This is a genomic window from Methylomonas sp. TEB (genome assembly GCF_047777895.1).
Taxonomy (GTDB): domain Bacteria; phylum Pseudomonadota; class Gammaproteobacteria; order Methylococcales; family Methylomonadaceae; genus Methylomonas.
Map to the genome: position 1 here is coordinate 1,470,568 of NZ_CP180476.1, position 15,859 is coordinate 1,486,426.

The 15,859-nt window shown below is 53.1% G+C and carries 14 protein-coding genes; 6 read left to right on the plus strand and 8 right to left on the minus strand.

What is annotated here, in order from left to right; all coding sequences use genetic code 11:
* Positions 1-2: 2 nt before the first annotated feature.
* Positions 3-809, plus strand: a complete 807-nt coding sequence (dapB, locus tag ACMXD4_RS06715; RefSeq protein WP_415880240.1) for a 4-hydroxy-tetrahydrodipicolinate reductase — start codon at positions 3-5, stop codon at positions 807-809.
* Positions 810-853: 44 nt separating this feature from the next.
* Here dapB and ACMXD4_RS06720 read toward each other — a convergent pair whose 3' ends face one another.
* Positions 854-1,291, minus strand: coding sequence for an NUDIX domain-containing protein (locus tag ACMXD4_RS06720; protein WP_415880241.1), 438 nt, complete (start codon positions 1,289-1,291; stop codon positions 854-856).
* A gap of 198 nt (positions 1,292-1,489) precedes the next feature.
* Between ACMXD4_RS06720 and rapA the strand changes: the two genes are divergently transcribed.
* On the plus strand, positions 1,490-4,252 hold the full coding sequence (rapA, locus tag ACMXD4_RS06725; protein WP_415880242.1) for an RNA polymerase-associated protein RapA: 2,763 nt from the start codon (positions 1,490-1,492) through the stop codon (positions 4,250-4,252).
* Positions 4,253-4,305: 53 nt separating this feature from the next.
* Here rapA and ACMXD4_RS06730 read toward each other — a convergent pair whose 3' ends face one another.
* Positions 4,306-4,668: a PilZ domain-containing protein gene (locus ACMXD4_RS06730; RefSeq protein ID WP_033155569.1), complete on the minus strand. Its 363-nt coding sequence runs from the start codon at positions 4,666-4,668 to the stop codon at positions 4,306-4,308.
* A gap of 150 nt (positions 4,669-4,818) precedes the next feature.
* Here ACMXD4_RS06730 and ACMXD4_RS06735 point away from each other — a divergent pair, with 150 nt between their 5' ends.
* Positions 4,819-6,105 (plus strand): DEAD/DEAH box helicase, encoded by a 1,287-nt coding sequence (locus ACMXD4_RS06735; protein ID WP_415880243.1) that lies wholly within the window; start codon positions 4,819-4,821, stop codon positions 6,103-6,105.
* 60 nt (positions 6,106-6,165) lie between these two features.
* Here the strand turns inward: ACMXD4_RS06735 and ACMXD4_RS06740 are convergent, their stop codons facing one another.
* A complete protein-coding gene (locus tag ACMXD4_RS06740) occupies positions 6,166-6,510 on the minus strand; it encodes a cupin domain-containing protein (protein ID WP_415880244.1) in 345 nt (114 codons plus the stop codon).
* A gap of 42 nt (positions 6,511-6,552) precedes the next feature.
* Here ACMXD4_RS06740 and ACMXD4_RS06745 point away from each other — a divergent pair, with 42 nt between their 5' ends.
* Positions 6,553-7,212, plus strand: a complete 660-nt coding sequence (locus ACMXD4_RS06745) for a DoxX family protein (RefSeq protein WP_415880245.1) — start codon at positions 6,553-6,555, stop codon at positions 7,210-7,212.
* Here the strand turns inward: ACMXD4_RS06745 and ACMXD4_RS06750 are convergent.
* A complete protein-coding gene (locus ACMXD4_RS06750) occupies positions 7,154-7,480 on the minus strand; it encodes a DUF2288 domain-containing protein (protein ID WP_415880246.1) in 327 nt (108 codons plus the stop codon). The genes ACMXD4_RS06745 and ACMXD4_RS06750 overlap by 59 nt on opposite strands.
* Positions 7,481-7,563: 83 nt before the next feature.
* On the opposite strand from ACMXD4_RS06750, the gene ACMXD4_RS06755 reads away from it, so the two are divergent.
* On the plus strand, positions 7,564-8,265 hold the full coding sequence (locus ACMXD4_RS06755) for a TPR end-of-group domain-containing protein (RefSeq protein ID WP_415880247.1): 702 nt from the start codon (positions 7,564-7,566) through the stop codon (positions 8,263-8,265).
* Between the two features lie 222 nt (positions 8,266-8,487).
* Here the strand turns inward: ACMXD4_RS06755 and ACMXD4_RS06760 are convergent, their stop codons facing one another.
* From ACMXD4_RS06760 to ACMXD4_RS06770, 3 genes are all read right to left on the minus strand, one after another.
* On the minus strand, positions 8,488-9,651 hold the full coding sequence (locus ACMXD4_RS06760) for an HD domain-containing phosphohydrolase (protein WP_415880248.1): 1,164 nt from the start codon (positions 9,649-9,651) through the stop codon (positions 8,488-8,490).
* The gene (locus ACMXD4_RS06765) at positions 9,644-13,717 is read right to left on the minus strand and encodes a response regulator (protein WP_415880249.1); all 4,074 of its coding nucleotides are present in this window, start codon (positions 13,715-13,717) and stop codon (positions 9,644-9,646) included. The genes ACMXD4_RS06760 and ACMXD4_RS06765 overlap by 8 nt, the downstream gene beginning before the upstream one ends.
* 241 nt (positions 13,718-13,958) lie before the next feature.
* On the minus strand, positions 13,959-14,504 hold the full coding sequence (locus tag ACMXD4_RS06770) for a DUF1415 domain-containing protein (RefSeq protein WP_033155563.1): 546 nt from the start codon (positions 14,502-14,504) through the stop codon (positions 13,959-13,961).
* 14 nt (positions 14,505-14,518) lie between these two features.
* Between ACMXD4_RS06770 and ACMXD4_RS06775 the strand changes: the two genes are divergently transcribed.
* Positions 14,519-15,340: a thermonuclease family protein gene (locus ACMXD4_RS06775; RefSeq protein ID WP_319962924.1), complete on the plus strand. Its 822-nt coding sequence runs from the start codon at positions 14,519-14,521 to the stop codon at positions 15,338-15,340.
* Between the two features lie 18 nt (positions 15,341-15,358).
* Here the strand turns inward: ACMXD4_RS06775 and ACMXD4_RS06780 are convergent, their stop codons facing one another.
* A complete protein-coding gene (locus ACMXD4_RS06780; protein WP_051669669.1) occupies positions 15,359-15,670 on the minus strand; it encodes a hypothetical protein in 312 nt (103 codons plus the stop codon).
* Positions 15,671-15,859: the final 189 nt, after the last annotated feature.

The following is a 15,859-nucleotide window of genomic DNA, read 5'->3' on the forward strand; positions in this document are numbered from 1 at the left end:
CCATGGTGCGGATTGCGGTAGTGGGTGCTTCCGGGCGCATGGGTTTATGTTTGCTTAAAGCCGCGTTGGCGGCGGAAAACGCCGAGTTGACGGTGGCGGTATCCCGCCCGGATAGCTTGGCGCTGGGCAAGGATGCCGGTGAACTTACCGGTGTGTCGGCGGCAGGTATTCAGGTCTGCGACGACTTGGCTGCTCTGACTGAAAAATTTGACGTATTGATCGATTTCACCCGGCCCGATGCGTCGATGGATTACATCGAAATCTGTCGGCAGGCGGGAAAAAAAATAGTGATCGGCACCACCGGTTACAGCGATGCGCAAAAAGCCGCGATTGCCGAAGCGGCAAAGGATGTCGCAATAGTCATCGCGCCGAACTTCAGCGTTGGCGTGAATCTGTCCTTAAAGTTGCTGGAAATGACCGCCAAGGTGATGGGTGACTACACCGACATCGAAGTGATTGAAGCGCATCACCGTCACAAAGTGGATGCACCATCCGGAACCGCGTTGCGGATGGGAGAAGTGGTTGCCGCCGCCTTGGGGCGGGATCTGAAAGACTGCGCCATCTATGGTCGCGAAGGCGATACCGGCGCGCGCGACCGCAAAACCATCGGCTTTTCCACGATTCGGGCCGGCGATATAGTCGGCGAGCATACGGTAATGTTTGCCGACGAGGGCGAACGCGTGGAAATCACTCACAAAGCCAGCAGCCGTATGACCTTTGCCAATGGTGCGGTAAGAGCAGCGGCTTGGTTAGCGGACAAACCGAATGGACTGTTCGATATGCAGGATGTGTTGGGTCTGAAAGGCTGATCAGGCCTTAAATCTTGTCTGCACGCCGCTGAATCAGCTAAGTCTTATATTCTTAGCGGCGTTACCTCGCCAGTCAGTTTATAATGCCGGTAATCCGCGATAACCTGAGCGTGATCGAAAGCCAACAGGCTGGGCAGATTGTCGAAGTTGAATAAACCAAAGTTTTTAGCATCGTCGGCCGCCATCGGTGTGCCGTGCGCTTGCGCCAGATAGACGGCGGTGACGGTGTGGTTGCGTGGGTCGCGTTGCGGATTGGAGTAAAGGCCCAGCAGTACGGTTAGTTCCACATCCAGACAGGTTTCTTCCTTGGCTTCGCGGATGGCCGCGTGCTCAATTGTTTCGCCGACATCGACAAACCCGCCGGGTACTGCCCAGCCATAGGGCGGATATTTCCGCTCTATCAACACGAAGGGGCGCTGGGGGTGGTCGATCAGTTCGATCAAAATATCGGCGGCTAATAAGGGAGTGACGGGCTTTGCCATGGCATTCCTGAAAATGATGAGTTTTAGTGCATTGAAAATAGGCGTGTTCTGCTAAATTTAACCATGTTTTCAAGCGTTGCTGAAATTCTCGATGCTTTTTCCTCGACCAATTAATCATGAATTAATCGGCTTTTCATATCATCCCAGCCGCTTTACACGGCGCTTTTAAAGTCGAATCAAATTTCCAAGAATCAAAACATGAATGAGTTTATTCCCGGCCAACGCTGGATTAGTAATACCGAATCGGAACTCGGTTTGGGTATGGTCATAGACACCGAGTTTAACCGTGTCACCGTGCTATTTTTAGCGACCGGCGACCGCCGGGTTTACGCCAGAGATAACGCGCCGTTGACCCGGGTGCAGTTCAACGAAGGCGACGTGATCGAATCGGCGGATTACGCGAAAATTAGCGTGCAACAGGTGCAACAACATAATGGCTTGTTGACTTACATTGGTATCGATGAAGACGGTCAGTTGCAGCAAATTGATGAGATGGAGCTTAACCATCATATTCAATTTAACAAACCGCAAGATCGTTTATTTACCGGCCAGTTCGACCCGACGGCCTGGTTTTTATTACGCTATGAAACCTGGCGGCGCCAGCAACAGCACCAACAAGCCGCGACCAAAGGCTTGCAGGGCGCTAGGGCTTCGCTGATTCCGCATCAGCTGTATATCGCCCATCAAGCCGCCAGCCGCGCCTTGCCGCGCATTATGCTGGCCGACGAAGTGGGTTTGGGTAAAACCATCGAAGCCGGTTTAATCATCCAACATCGCTTGATTAACGGCTTAAGCAAGCGGGTGTTGATTTTGGTACCGGAAAGTCTGTTGCATCAATGGTTGGTGGAGATGCTGCGCCGCTTCAATCTGCGCTTCAGCATTTTCGACGAAAGCCGTTGCTTTGCCAGCCCCGACGAGAACCCGTTTCTCAGCGAGCAATTAGTGCTGTGTAGCCAGCGCTTCTTTGCCGATTCTCCGCATCGCCAGCAACAAGCTTTGGATGCAGGTTGGGATCTGGTGGTGGTTGACGAAGCCCATCATCTGGAGTGGAGCGAAGACGCACCCAGTGCCGACTATTTATTTGTCGAGCAATTGGCATTGGCATCTCCCGGCCTGATTCTGTTGACCGCTACGCCCGAGCAATTAGGTAAGGAAAGTCATTTTGCGCGTTTGCGCTTGCTCGATCCGGATCGTTTTTACCGTTTTGAAGAATTCCTGCGCGAAGAAAGCCAGTTTGAGCCGGTAGCCAGACTTGCCAATTTGCTGATTTCCGGCGAAGCGCTGGATGCCGAACAGCAGGAGCAATTGAAAGTTTTATTAAAACAGGACAATGTCGACAAACTGCTGCAACGGGTTAACGACAGCGAAGCCAATGCCCGGGAAGAGTTGATCAAGTTGTTGCTCGATCATCATGGCACCGGCCGGATTTTATTCAGAAACTCTCGGCAAACTGTTCAGGGCTTTCCGGACCGGCAACGCCATGCTTATCCGCTGCAAGGTGAAGACACGGCGGACTTAGCCAACAGCCCTTATCTGCATTGGCTGGTTGGACAGTTGAAGGCCTTGGGCGACGAAAAAGCCCTGTTGATTTGCAAACGCGCGGAAACCGCGATCCAGCTGGAGCAATTATTACGGCAGCACGTCGGGCATACCGCCGCAGTGTTTCATGAAGGCATGAGTATCGTCGAGCGGGATAGGGCGGCGGCGTTTTTCGCCGACGAAGAGAGCCGGGCGCAAGTGTTGATTTGCTCCGAGATCGGCAGTGAAGGGCGCAATTTTCAATTCGTGCGTCATCTGTTTCTGTTTGATTTGCCGGACAATCCGGATTTGCTGCAGCAGCGTATCGGTCGCCTGGATCGAATCGGCCAAAAGCATGTGATTCAAATTCATATCCCTTATCTGCTCGATAGTGCTCAGCACGTATTATTCCGCTGGTACGACGAGGGTCTGGACGCATTCCGGCATAATTGTTCGGGTGCCGCACAAGTCTTGAAGTTGCTCGGCGATGCGCGTGACAGCGCGTTGCTCAGCCGCGATGCGGCGGCAGTAGAAGCATTGATCGCCAACACCAAGGCCTTGAACAGTCAGGTTGAAGAAGAATTGCATAAGGGCCGCGATTTGTTGTTGGAGTTAAATTCTTGCCGGCCGCAAGAAGCCGCGCGTTTGGTGGAAGAGATCAGTGCCGGCGAACGCGACGGTAGTTTGTGGCCGTTTATGGAAGCGATGTTCGACTGTTATGGCGTCGATGTTGAAGACCATTCGCGCGATTGTCATATCCTCTGGCCCAGCGAAAATCTGCGCATCGCCCATTTTCCGATGCTGCAAGACGACGGCTTGACGGTAACGATCAACCGAGACATCGCGTTGGCCAGGGAAGACATGCAATTTTTGACCGCCGAACATCCTATGGTGTTGTCGGCCATGGATTTGGTGCTATCCAGCGAGACCGGCAATGCCGCGGTCAGCGTGGTCAAACATCCAAAACTGAAAGCCGGTCAATTCCTGCTGGAGTTGTTGTTTGTTGCGGAATGCAGCGCGCCCGCCGAATTGCAAATCGGCCGATTTTTACCGCACACGCCGCTGCGCGTTTTGGTCGATCAAAATAAAAAGGATCTAACGGCTGTTATTAGCCACGACAGCTTGGTCGAGACCGGCGATAGCTTCGATAAGGCGCAAATCAGCCAGTTTTTGAACAGCCAACGCCAGCATATTCAGGATATGATCAAAGTCGCGGAGCAATTGGCGGGTGCGCAAATGCAGAAGTTGATAGCGGAAAGCAGTAATCTGATGATAGCCACGCTAACCGGGGAAATCAAACGACTGGTGCGGCTGAAAAAGATCAATCCCGGCATCAAGGAGCAGGAAATAGAGCAACTCAAGGAGATGACCATGCTCTCGCACGAAAGCATACAGGAAACTCAGTTGCGGCTGGATGCGGTGCGGTTTGTGATTACCAGCTAACTTGCCGACAGCGATTTACGGCGAGCAGGTGCCGTTTTGTGCCGGGATGACGATTAAGCGGTTTTGATCAGCACGGTGGTGTCGTCCAGTTCCACGCATTCAAACATCAGATCGTCGATAGAACCTTCCACGTGGTCTACGTAGTGTAAGCCGCATTCCGAATCGACATGTTGATGTTTCAGAATGCCGTGTACACTGAACGGCGTTCCGGATTCAGGCAATACCATGGTGATTTTAACTTTGCCGGCAACATCGGGACTGATGGGATCTTGAAGCTTAACCCGGATGCCGCTATAGCTGATGTCCAGAATTTCCGCATTCAGCGAAATTTCCCGGGGTGTTCTGCTATTGAAAATAATGCCGGCCTGCAGGCCTCTAGGTTTTACTCTACGGTGAATTCGTTTTTCGAAACTCATGTGTTGTGGCCTCTGCTGAAGAATTGCGGTAATGCTATTGAGGATTTAGTGTAGGTGCAAAGTCAGTTTTTGCTACTGTGGCGTGCCCATCATGCCATATCTTTTCTATTCATACACCCGTTAATTGCGGGCATAAAATAAGGTTTTTGCATGTTATTTTCAGAATTGGGTTTGTCCGAGCAGCTTCTTAAGGCGGTTGCCGAACAAGGCTATGAAACTCCCACACCGATTCAGGCGCAGGCTATTCCGGTCATTTTGCAAGGCCGCGATGTGCTGGCCGGCGCGCAAACCGGCACAGGTAAAACCGCCGGATTTACCTTGCCTTTGCTGCAGTTGTTGCAAGGACAGCCGGTTCCGCAAAAGCCGCGGCCGGTTCGGGTATTGATTTTGACACCGACCCGCGAATTGGCGATGCAGGTTTATGAAAGCGTCAGAACCTATGGCAAGCATTTACCTTTTTTTGCCGAGGCGATTTTTGGCGGCGTCAGTATCAACCCGCAGATTCAGAAGATCCAGCGCGGCACCGATATTGTCGTCGCCACGCCCGGCCGTTTGCTGGATTTGATTCAACAACAGCATCTGGATTTATCAAAAGTTGAGCATTTTGTGCTCGACGAAGCCGACCGAATGCTGGATATGGGTTTTATCCGCGATATTCGTCGAATCATCGCTTTGCTGCCCAATAAACGCCAGAACCTGCTGTTTTCCGCGACCTATGCCCCGGAAATTAGCGCGCTGGCCGAACAAATCCTCACCGATCCAGTTGAAATCGCTGTTGCCAAGCGCAATGCCGCCGCCGATACCGTTTCGCAACTGGTGTATGGCATTAACCGTGAATACAAGCGCGAATTGCTGTCCTACCTGATAGGCAACGGCCATTGGCAGCAGGTGTTGGTGTTCGTCCGCACCAAGCATGGCGCGGATCGTTTGGCCAAGCAGTTGATCAAGGATGGCATCCGTTGTGCCGCTTTGCACGGCGACAAGAGCCAGGGCGCTCGGGTGCGGGCTTTGGAAGATTTTAAAAACGGCTCCATTACCGCGTTGATTGCCACCGACATTGCCGCGCGCGGCCTGGACATCGATCAATTACCGCATGTGGTGAACTTCGATTTGCCGCAAGTAGCGGAAGATTATGTGCATCGTATCGGCCGTACCGGCCGAGCTGGCGCTGAAGGGCAGGCAATTTCGCTGGTTGATCCGGAAGAGGCGTACTTGTTGGCTGCCATCGAAAAACTGTTGAAAAGGCAGATTCCGCGAGTCGACGATACCGGCTATCCGAGGGTATCTTTGGCTGTGACCAATAGCAAGCCGCAGCCGAAACCGGCTCAGCCGAACAAGCCGGCGGCCAGACGGCCGCATAATGGCCGGGCAGGGGAGTCGGCTAAACGAGCGCCGAATTCGCGCAAACCGCGTGCGCAAACGGCCAAGCCCCGCTAATCAATTTGATTTGTCGTGCCCGGTCATGGGCACGGCATTCGTCTCTCCCCGAATGCCGGTTTATTCCGCAACCGGCTCTGCGAACATATGGATTGCCAGCCATATCGACTCAATGTCCGGATGAGTCCAATCCACCCTATGCCGGCAATGCGCCGGAATCAGCAGATAGTCGCCGGGCTTTAGATCGACAGGTGCGGATTGAGCAAATGCCAGCCGTGCTGCGCCTTGTAACAACATCACCCATTCGTCCTGATTTTGATCGTACCACTCGTTTTCCGCGCTGCAATGGCCCTTGGAAACGATGCGCTCGATGCGAATAGTAGGCTTGCTAAACAAGGTTTGGCATAATTCTATTGGCAACTGAGCTGGAATGTCTGTAAAAATGCACGAACTGCTGATGTTCATAAAAGCGGGTACATAATAAAAAATTGGGGGAGGGGAATGAATATGAATAATACGTCTTTTACTGCGTTAATGGCGGTGGTTATCGATAAACTACCGGGGATTATGCAACTGTCGCAACGCAGTTGCGATACTGCTAAATGCGTGGACTTTTTGGCGCCGCTGTTGCTGCGGCTGTATTTGGCACCGGTATTTTGGATGGCGGGTACCAAAAAATTTGCCAATTTTTCCGACACGGCCGAATGGTTCGGTAATGCTGAATGGGGCTTGGGTTTGCCGGCGCCATATGTGTTGGTGTTTCTGGTCGCGCTATTTGAAATCGTCGGTGCCTTGTTTTTACTGTTAGGTTTTGCCACCCGGCCTATCACTTTGCCATTGATGATCATCATGGTGGTCGCAGCAGTGAGCGCGCATCTCCAAAACGGCTGGTTGGCCATTGCGGCCGGTAGCGGCATTTTTGCCACCGAGCGCACGATAGGCGCGATAGAGCGACTGGAGCGAGCCAAGGAAATTTTACAGGTGCAGGGTGACTATCAATGGCTGACCGAGAACGGCGCCTTGGTGATACTGAATAACGGGGTTGAGTTTGCCGCCACCTATTTCGTGATGTTGCTGGCTTTGTTTTTCCTGGGCGGCGGCCGGTTTGTCAGTGTGGATTATTGGCTGGCGCGCAAGTATTTGCCTGAACTAACACCCAGGGCCTGACCACCACAGCCCACACCGAACTGTTGGCACTGATCCATTCGCCGGCCTGTCGATCCGAAACATGACCGATTAGGCCGGCTTCCAGCCATTGCTCAACTTGCGCCTTGTTGTCGCGCGAGAACTGATAAGCCACTTCTACCAGATCCAGATCCTTTGCAACCGAGATTGCCAGGCCGGCCGCGAAAAATCGTTGCAACTCGGCCCAGGGAATGGACGAGGTTTCCAAATTCACCTTGGCTTTTTCCAGATCGGGGAGAGAGTCGTTCATTAACATTTTCCGGTTGGGATGTTGTAGTATGCCCAGCTATTTTATCGTAACCCGGTTTATAAAACAGAAGTGAGGATTCATCGATGTCGCTATTGAGTTCATTTAAAAAGCGTTCCACCCTGGACGCGGCGATCAAGCAAGTTGCCCAGGCCCGTAAAAGCGAAGGCAGCAAAGCCGAGCAACTATACAAGGGTGCGTATCAAGGCTTTGCTAATGTCATTGCCGACCATTTGATCGTCTCCGAAGCGCTGTATCACTGGGGATTTGGGCTATTGCACGAGGCCCGGACTCAAGAACCGAAAGCCGCGGTTGAAATTTACGAAGACGCCATCTCCAAGTTTTCTTTTTGCTTATTGATTTCACCTAACTATTTGGGGGCCGCGATAGACGGCGGCGTGGCGTTCATGGAATTGGCCCGTATCAGCGCCGAGGCCGCGAAGCCGGATCTTTACGATTTGGCGGAAGATTTTTTCGAGAAGGCCTGCGCCATTCAAAAAGGCAGCGCGGCTTACAATCTGGCCTGCGTTTATGCGTTGCGCGGCGATAACGACGCCTGCTTGGCCGCACTGCAAACCGCCAGGGAATTTGGTAGTTTGCCCGACGAACAAAATATATTGCAAGACGACGATATGGCCGGCGTGATTAATGCCCCTTGGTTCAAGGCGTTTATGGAGGAGGTACGCGCTACGCCGGCCCCGGAAAAAACCAAACTCAAGGATATTGAAATCAATGTCGAGCCGGGCTTCAAGATAGAGAAAAAAGAGGATTTTGATTACTACTCATAAAGTATTAGGCCATACAAACCTGAATACCCTGCGGGCCAAGGCTTAGCGGGGTTTTAGGTCTGAATGAGCCAGATTGTCCATCTGCGCGGTTTTCCATATAGCCAATCCGTTTTTGTCCGCGGATAGGGGATGAAAGCAAGCTATTTGATGCACGTTGGCATTAATCGGGTTTTTCCATCCCGGTCGTTTGTTGTGCCGGCAAGATGAACTTTGCTATGTCTTTCAGGATTTAGCTGATAGCGAATGCGCTTTGGTTTCCATGGCAGGCTTGGCGTCGCCGACATCCCTGTAGCGCTGAGCGGTTTCATCGAATGCCTCGGCGATAGCCAAAAAGGCATCGGTGACATCCGGATCAAAGTGCGTTCCCCGGCCTTTAGCGATCAACCGCACCGCTTCTTCGTGGGGATACGCTTCTTTATAAACCCGTTTGCTGATCAGAGCGTCGTAAACGTCGGCCACTGCCATCAAACGGGCGCTCAGCGGGATTTGCTCTCCGGAAAGCCCTTGCGGATAACCGGCGCCATCCCATCTTTCATGGTGGCAATAAGCGATCTCCACCGCGTAATTTAAAAATGACCAGTCGCTGTCGCCAAAATCCCGCGCCGCCGACAAGATGGCAGACCTTCCCTCCGCGCAGTGCGTTTTCATAATCGTCCATTCATCCGGCGATAGTTTTCCCGGCTTAAGCAGTATCGCATCGGGAATGGCAACCTTGCCGATGTCGTGCAGAGGCGCGGATTTAAACAACAGTTCGATGTCGCCATCGGTGAGACTGTAGCGAGCATTGGTGCGCAACCGTTCGGCCAACAGCTGCACGTATCGTTGGGTACGGCGTATATGGTTGCCGGTCTCGTTGTCCCTGACCTCCGCCAACGCACAAAAAGCCGCGATGATGGAGCTTTGCGCGGCGATTAGCTGCCTGTCTTTGCGGAACAACTCTGCCGTGCGCTCGGCCACCAATTGCTCAAGATTGTCGTTATGCTGTTTCAGCTCGCGCCTGGTGGCGGCCAGGGCCAGATGATTACGGACCCGGGCCAACACCACCGGCGCGGATGCCGGTTTGTGAATAAAATCCTCGGCGCCCAGTGACAGACCGCACTCCTCGTCCACGGCGCTATCCAAGCTGGTCAGAAAAATCACCGGAATATCGCGAGTCGCGAGGTTGGCTTTAAGTTGCTTACAAACCTCGAAGCCGTCGATGACCGGCATGACGACATCCAGTAATATCAGGTCCGGCGCGTCGCGGCCGATCAGCGCCAAAGCCTCGGAGCCATCGCTGGCAAAGCGGGTGCTATATCCTTTGCCCAAGATGTTGCTCAACACCTCGATGTTATTTAAGGAGTCGTCTACGATCAGTATTTTCGGTCGTTTATCTTGGCTATTCATGGTCTGTCCAGCTATTGCCCTCTAAGAGTTTCTCTAATGCAATCAATGCTGCATCGTAGCGCAATTCTTGTGTCGCTTGCGCAATTTCCGCAAATTCCAAGGCGAGTTCATGATCGCCTATCTTGTGGGCGAGATCGGTGACCGAATACCGGGCATCCAGATTCTTAGTTTTCAATTGGCGAAGCAATTTCTGTAGGTCGGGCAGCAGATTGGCATGTTTAAACAGTTTTTCTGAATTAACCGATAAGGCAAGCCGCCTATCGTCAGCATCTTCTAATGACTGACTCAATAACAGGAGTGCCGCCTCGCATTCCTGTGCAAGGATTTCCGTTTGCGCCGTCAAATTCCTCTCCTCTCCGCCTTTGAGCATCCGGCACAGTCGGTCGGCTGAGGCTTGAAGCGCGCCGAGGCCTAAATTGCCGGCCTCGCCTTTCAGGCTGTGAGCGAGTAAAAACAGTTGCTCCGAATCGCCATTGGCAAGCCGTTGGCGCAATAGCGTTGCAGCGTTCCGATGCTGCTCGGCAAACGCCAGCAATAGGCGCCGGTAAAGGGCGATGTTGCCTCCCAGCCGGGCCAAAGCCGCTTGCACCGCCACGCCTGGCAGATGGCTCTCGAGTTGGGCAATCGCCTTGGCATCCGGGCGAATGTCGGCAGCTTTTTCCTGCTGCGCCGTAGCGGGTTTGGGCTTGATCCACCTCGCCAGCGCATTGGCGAGTTCTTCCGGTTCTACCGGCTTGGCGATGTGGTCATTCATGCCGGCCGCTACGCAGGCCTCTTTATCCTGATTCATCGCCGCCGCAGTCATGGCAATGATGGGCAATTCCTTTAACGCCGGCAATTGGCGAATCTTGCGGGTGGCCTCCAGACCATCCAGCACCGGCATATGCAGGTCCATCAACACCGCATCGAAATGGGATTTCTCCAGGCATGCCAAGGCCTCCAGGCCATTGTTGGCAGTCGTGACCGCCAAGCCGCCTTTAATCAGAAATTCCTGTGCCACCTGTTGATTGAGTTGATTATCCTCGACCAGCAAAATCCGCGCGCCGCGGATAGCTGCCAGCGTGGTTCGGGTGGCGTTGAATACTTCGGCGGCGGGAACAGGCTGGCTGGTTTCGTTTCGTTGCAGTTGGATCAGGGTGTTGAGCAGGTTGGAGGGCGTTACCGGCTTGGCGATGATCGCGTCCACTGGAATGTTGCCGGCCGACTTGGCCAGCGCCTCGCGCTCATAAGCCGTGATCATGATGGATATTGGCGGCCGGCTGTTATGCTCGTTATGGGCTATGGTCTCGGCTAGTTCCAGACCGTTCATGCCGGGCATTTTCCAATCCAATAACAACAGCTCAAAGGGCTTGCCGCATCGCGCCGCTTCGGCGAACAAGCGTAAACCTGTTTCGCCCGAATCGGCCGTCGCCACTTCGAATTGCCAACTTTCCAAAATCGAGCGCAGTATCGTCAGTGAAGTTTCCTGATCGTCAACCACCAGGGTGCGCATGGGGCATAAACCCTGCAAACGCCGGCCCGGTGTCTGCTCGCTGGACGAAATACCGGCCGGCAGGCCTAGTCTAACGGTAAAGGCAAAGGTACTGCCGGATTCGGGTTCGCTCTCCAGGGTGATTTCTCCCGCCATCAATTCCACCAGGCGTTTCGAGATCGTTAGCCCCAAGCCGGTGCCGCCGAATTTGCGGGTGATGCCGGCGTCGGCCTGCGCGAAAGGCTGAAACAGTTGGCCGGCTTGTTCGGCCGTGATGCCGATGCCGGTATCTCTTACCGCAAAACGCAGGCGTATGGCATTGTCCGTTATTTCCTGCGTCTCGACGCGAAGGTGGACTTCGCCTTGATGGGTGAATTTAATGGCGTTGCCGACCAGGTTGTTAATGATTTGGCTGAGGCGGAGCGGATCGCCCTGCAACTGATCGGGCACATCCTGTGCTATATCGATGAACAGCTCTAGGCCTTTTTCATCGGCACGGATGGAGAACAAGTCTGCCGTCGCCCGCAGTATGTCTTCCAAGCTGAATTCGATGGCCTCAATGTCTATGCGCCCGGCTTCGATTTTTGAGTAATCGAGAATGTCATTCAGAATACCCAGCAAGGCTCGCGATGAATTCAATACCTTGCTGAGGTAATCGTGTTGCTTCCGGTTCAGCTCGGTATCCAGTGCCAGTTGCGTCAGGCCGATGATGGCGTTCATCGGGGTACGTATCTCGTGGCTCATGTTCGCCAAGAAATCGGATTTGGCCAGGTTGGCACTTTCGGCTTGTTTCCTGGCGTCCAACAACTCCGTCGTGCGCTCGTTTACCAGGTGTTCGAGATGATTTTTGTAGTGTTCCAATTCGACTTCGTAGCGTTTGCGGTCGGTGATGTCCATACGTATGCCCAGGATACGGCTAACCATGCCGTCGTCGCCGCGCTGCACGCAGAATGCTTTAACACTGATCCAGCGATAGCTGCCGTTGGCATGGCGCATCCTGGCTTCGTAACTGTAGGCATTGGCGCGTTTCGACAATACGGCCGCAATTTTTTCGGCGATGCCGGCTCTGTCGTCCGGATGGAGGCGCTCCAGCCATTCGTTACGATCACCGGGGCCGGGTTTTGCTTGATAGCCCAGCATGGTGAAATAAATCGGTGACATCTCGAAACTGTCCTTTTTGACGTCCCAATCGAAAATGCCGATTTGCGCCACATCCATCGTCAAGCGCAGACGCTCTTCCGATGTTTTGAGTTGCTCTTCGACTTGCTTACGTTCGGTAATGTCAAGCGTAAAACCGTTGATCTGTCCGTTTTCTTCATCCAGATAAGCGGACATCGAGAACCATTTAGTTTGCCCGGTTACGAGCACCGCTTGCGCCTCAAAGCCGCGTACCTCTTTATTTGTCTGCAGCAACTGATAAAACAACTTCAATTGATCGAGATCGGCCCACAGCTTCTCGGCCGGCACATACCGTTGCAGAAAGGTATCGACGGAGTCGCAATCCAATTGGCGTGCCAAAGTGAGATTCAGAAAGCTAAACTGACCTGCAAAATTTCTCTGAAAAATGCCGACCGGTGCATTCTCGATAATGTAGCGGTAATTTCTTTCGTTGTTCTGCCATTTCAAACGGCTGTGCCGCGCAACCAAGGCTAACACTAACGAAGCAATCAAGATGACGAGTCCGGCCGTACCGTACCAGGCCAGATGTTTCCACCACTCGGCCAGATAATCCTGTTCGGCGATGGCGGCCAGCACGTATAAGGGATAATCGCCGACCCGCCGAAAACTATAGAGGCGTTTGACGCCATCGCCCGGGCCGGGCTGTAGATAGGAGCCGTGGGTCATACCCTGGGCGATGTATTGGTGCAGGGGGTGGTTAGGCATGGTTTTGCCTAGATTGGCTTCCAGATGCGGATGGCGAGCCCAAAGCCTCATCTGTTCGTCGCGCAGTAACACCGCGCCGTGCTCGCCAAGGTTCAACGTCGCGTAAAAACTTTCGAACGAACTCAATTGCACGATGACGTTAACGTATCCGGCAAAGCCGCCGTCGGGAAAATCGATACGCCGGGTCAGGGAGATATGCCAGATGCCCAGAGTGCGGGATATTTCCGGCGGGGAAATGTGTAAGCCAGTCTGGCGATGATCCCTATGAAATTGAAAGCTTTCTTTGTCGGTGACATTGATGGCTGGCTGAGCATCGATAGAACTGTAGATACAATCGCCGTTGGTATTGAATATCTGGATTCCGCCGATCTCGATCACCGCCGCTTGCTGAATATCGTTGGCCTTTTCCTGCAGCAAGGCTTGCATAGCATGGTTTTCAACAGCGTTATCGAATTGGCTGCTGCGCATGTCCTCGGGTCGAATATGCCCCTGAAGATTTTTCAGAATCAGATCGATTTTTTGTAGGGTGGCCAGCGCATGCCCCTCCAGAACCAGAGCGATATTTGCTGTTTCGATACGCGCGTGTTCTATGTGGTTATCGCGCTCTTGCTGCAGGCTCAAGCCCATCAGCGCCACAAATCCCAAGATACCGACCAAGCCAGCGGCGATTGCTAACCCAAATGCCGATATTCTTGGAAAACGTTGTTTCATGTGCCCACTCCCGGCTATAAATTATCACCTAAATTCGGCAATTGCTAAAAAGCCGAGGACTCAAAGTGAGCCGCTGAGATGGCCGCGCATAAACCGGCGCGAGTCGAGTTCCCTCGTGAACGGCTCTATGCAATCCTGACGAAACAACAATTCGAAAGACTTATTTTGCGCCGCCTTGCCATATCAGAACTCGGCTAATCTTGAAACGAGAAAACCGAACGCATACGGGTAAAGGTTTTCGCTACTGTTGGTAGCAGGCATTGACAATCGCCCGCAATTTTTCCAGACCCAATTCGCGGGTCAGCGCAATATTTCGGTCTGGAATACCCTCCGGGTCGGGATGGCTGGCGACGGCTTTTTCGATGCTGTCTTCGCGAATCAGATGCAGCATGGGGTAGGGGGAACGGTTGGTGTAATTGCTGGGGTCGTTTGTCGGCGTTTGCGCAAAGCAATAGTCCGGGTGAAAACTAGCCAATTGGTAGATGCCTTCGTAGCCTTGATCAATGAGCAATTGCTCGGCGATAGCCAGCAAATCCAGGAAATCTTCGAAGTCGGCAAACGCCTCATTAAATATCAGCAAGGTGGTTTCGGTGTCGGGCTCGGAATCGAGATGCACGCACTCGGCAATGACCGCTTCCAGGCTATCCTCAATGCTGTTGCTCGACACAACCTGATAGCGAATACTGCCTTTCTCCTGCTCGCGGCGGGCAAACGGGCAAATATTGTATTCAATAACAAAAGTTTTTAGCCAAGCCTGCGTAGCGGCGATAATCTGTTGGTTAGTCATGGTGATCGAAAAAAATGAAGAAAAGCACTAAACACTGTCTCTGGCTGTTGGCGATATTGCCGGCTTTGCTATCTGCCGAAGTCTATCAATGGACCGATCCGCAAGGTCGCCGCCATTATGCCGATCATGGCAATGAAAACGCCAAAGTCTTAAGCATCGATCCCGGCGTCGCCTCCTATCGGGTAGAAAAGGTGTTCGATGGCGATACTATCTTACTAAGCGACGGCCAGAAAGTCCGTTTTTTGGGGATCAATACCCCGGAGGTTGCCGGCCGTAACAAGTCAGCAGAAGCCGGCGGCGAGCAGGCCAAGGCCTGGTTGAAGCAAAAGTTGGAGCATCAGAAGGTATTCCTGCAAGGCGATGTGGAAAAACAGGACAAATATCAGCGCACTTTGGCTTACGTGTTTACCGAGGACAAGGAGCATATCAATCTGGAATTGGTGAAACGCGGATTGGCCACGGTTAACATTTTTCCGCCGAATTTCAAATATCTCGACAGCTTGTTGGCGGCTCAGCGCAGTGCCGAGCAAGCCAGGCTAGGGATTTGGGGTGAACAGGCCTATGCGCCACTGGCTGCGGAACGGCTAGACGAGAACAATTACCAGGGTTGGAAGCGCTTAACCGGACGCATCCGCGCGCTCAAAAACACAGCGAAACACAGCTACTTGCAACTCTCCGATGCGGTATCTATCAGTGTCGAGCCAATATCGGCCGGCTTGTTTCCGCCGCTGGAAACCTATGTGGGTAAGGATGTGGAAGTGCGGGGGTGGGTGCGGCGCTCGAAACAGCGTTTTGCCGTGCAGCTGCGGCATCCGGCGGACATCGTGTTGCGTTGATGTTGGCAGCCGGGCCGCTTACTCTTCTTCGGCGAATAACGCTTGGATCATTTGCTTTTCCTCGTCGTCGAGGATGTGCTCTGCGGAAAACCAGCGAGTGCGTTGAAACGGGATTTCCCGCTCCGCGTCGCGCAGTCCGGCGCGACGATCAATCTCGCGGCGCTCGGCCCGCCGGCGATCTAAAACCCGCCGGTCTTGTTTTGGCCACAGCACATATTGTTGCTGAACGAAAGCGATCCACTCCGCTGAGTTGAAGGCGAACGGATTAGTCCGGCGTTCTTGCTGACGGCGCGCGCCTCGGCGGCGTGCCGAATCATCGCTAGTCATCATAGTGGCTACCACTGACCTATGCCGCCGCATACACGCATGCTGTAGAGGACAACCGGCGAATTGATGTAAAAAAAATACGACCTAAATAACATTCGACCAAAATAATAAGCTTCTCAAGAAAATCTGAGTATCTAGGTAGGGATTTTAAATGTACCGGCCCAAATGCTCAATCAAACTTAGTTTTCGGAT

What these genes read in the sequence shown, in the direction of transcription:
- dapB (WP_415880240.1), top strand. Translation starts at nt 3, where the DNA reads ATGGTGCGGATTGCGGTAGTGGGTGCTTCCGGGCGCATGGGTTTATGT.
- ACMXD4_RS06780 (WP_051669669.1), bottom strand. Translation starts at nt 15,670, where the DNA reads ATGATGACTAGCGATGATTCGGCACGCCGCCGAGGCGCGCGCCGTCAG.
- ACMXD4_RS06745 (WP_415880245.1), top strand. Translation starts at nt 6,553, where the DNA reads ATGAATAATACGTCTTTTACTGCGTTAATGGCGGTGGTTATCGATAAA.
- ACMXD4_RS06755 (WP_415880247.1), top strand. Translation starts at nt 7,564, where the DNA reads ATGTCGCTATTGAGTTCATTTAAAAAGCGTTCCACCCTGGACGCGGCG.
- rapA (WP_415880242.1), top strand. Translation starts at nt 1,490, where the DNA reads ATGAATGAGTTTATTCCCGGCCAACGCTGGATTAGTAATACCGAATCG.
- ACMXD4_RS06740 (WP_415880244.1), bottom strand. Translation starts at nt 6,510, where the DNA reads ATGAACATCAGCAGTTCGTGCATTTTTACAGACATTCCAGCTCAGTTG.
- ACMXD4_RS06765 (WP_415880249.1), bottom strand. Translation starts at nt 13,717, where the DNA reads ATGAAACAACGTTTTCCAAGAATATCGGCATTTGGGTTAGCAATCGCC.
- ACMXD4_RS06775 (WP_319962924.1), top strand. Translation starts at nt 14,519, where the DNA reads ATGAAGAAAAGCACTAAACACTGTCTCTGGCTGTTGGCGATATTGCCG.
- ACMXD4_RS06760 (WP_415880248.1), bottom strand. Translation starts at nt 9,651, where the DNA reads ATGAATAGCCAAGATAAACGACCGAAAATACTGATCGTAGACGACTCC.
- ACMXD4_RS06750 (WP_415880246.1), bottom strand. Translation starts at nt 7,480, where the DNA reads ATGAACGACTCTCTCCCCGATCTGGAAAAAGCCAAGGTGAATTTGGAA.
- ACMXD4_RS06730 (WP_033155569.1), bottom strand. Translation starts at nt 4,668, where the DNA reads ATGAGTTTCGAAAAACGAATTCACCGTAGAGTAAAACCTAGAGGCCTG.
- ACMXD4_RS06720 (WP_415880241.1), bottom strand. Translation starts at nt 1,291, where the DNA reads ATGGCAAAGCCCGTCACTCCCTTATTAGCCGCCGATATTTTGATCGAA.
- ACMXD4_RS06735 (WP_415880243.1), top strand. Translation starts at nt 4,819, where the DNA reads ATGTTATTTTCAGAATTGGGTTTGTCCGAGCAGCTTCTTAAGGCGGTT.
- ACMXD4_RS06770 (WP_033155563.1), bottom strand. Translation starts at nt 14,504, where the DNA reads ATGACTAACCAACAGATTATCGCCGCTACGCAGGCTTGGCTAAAAACT.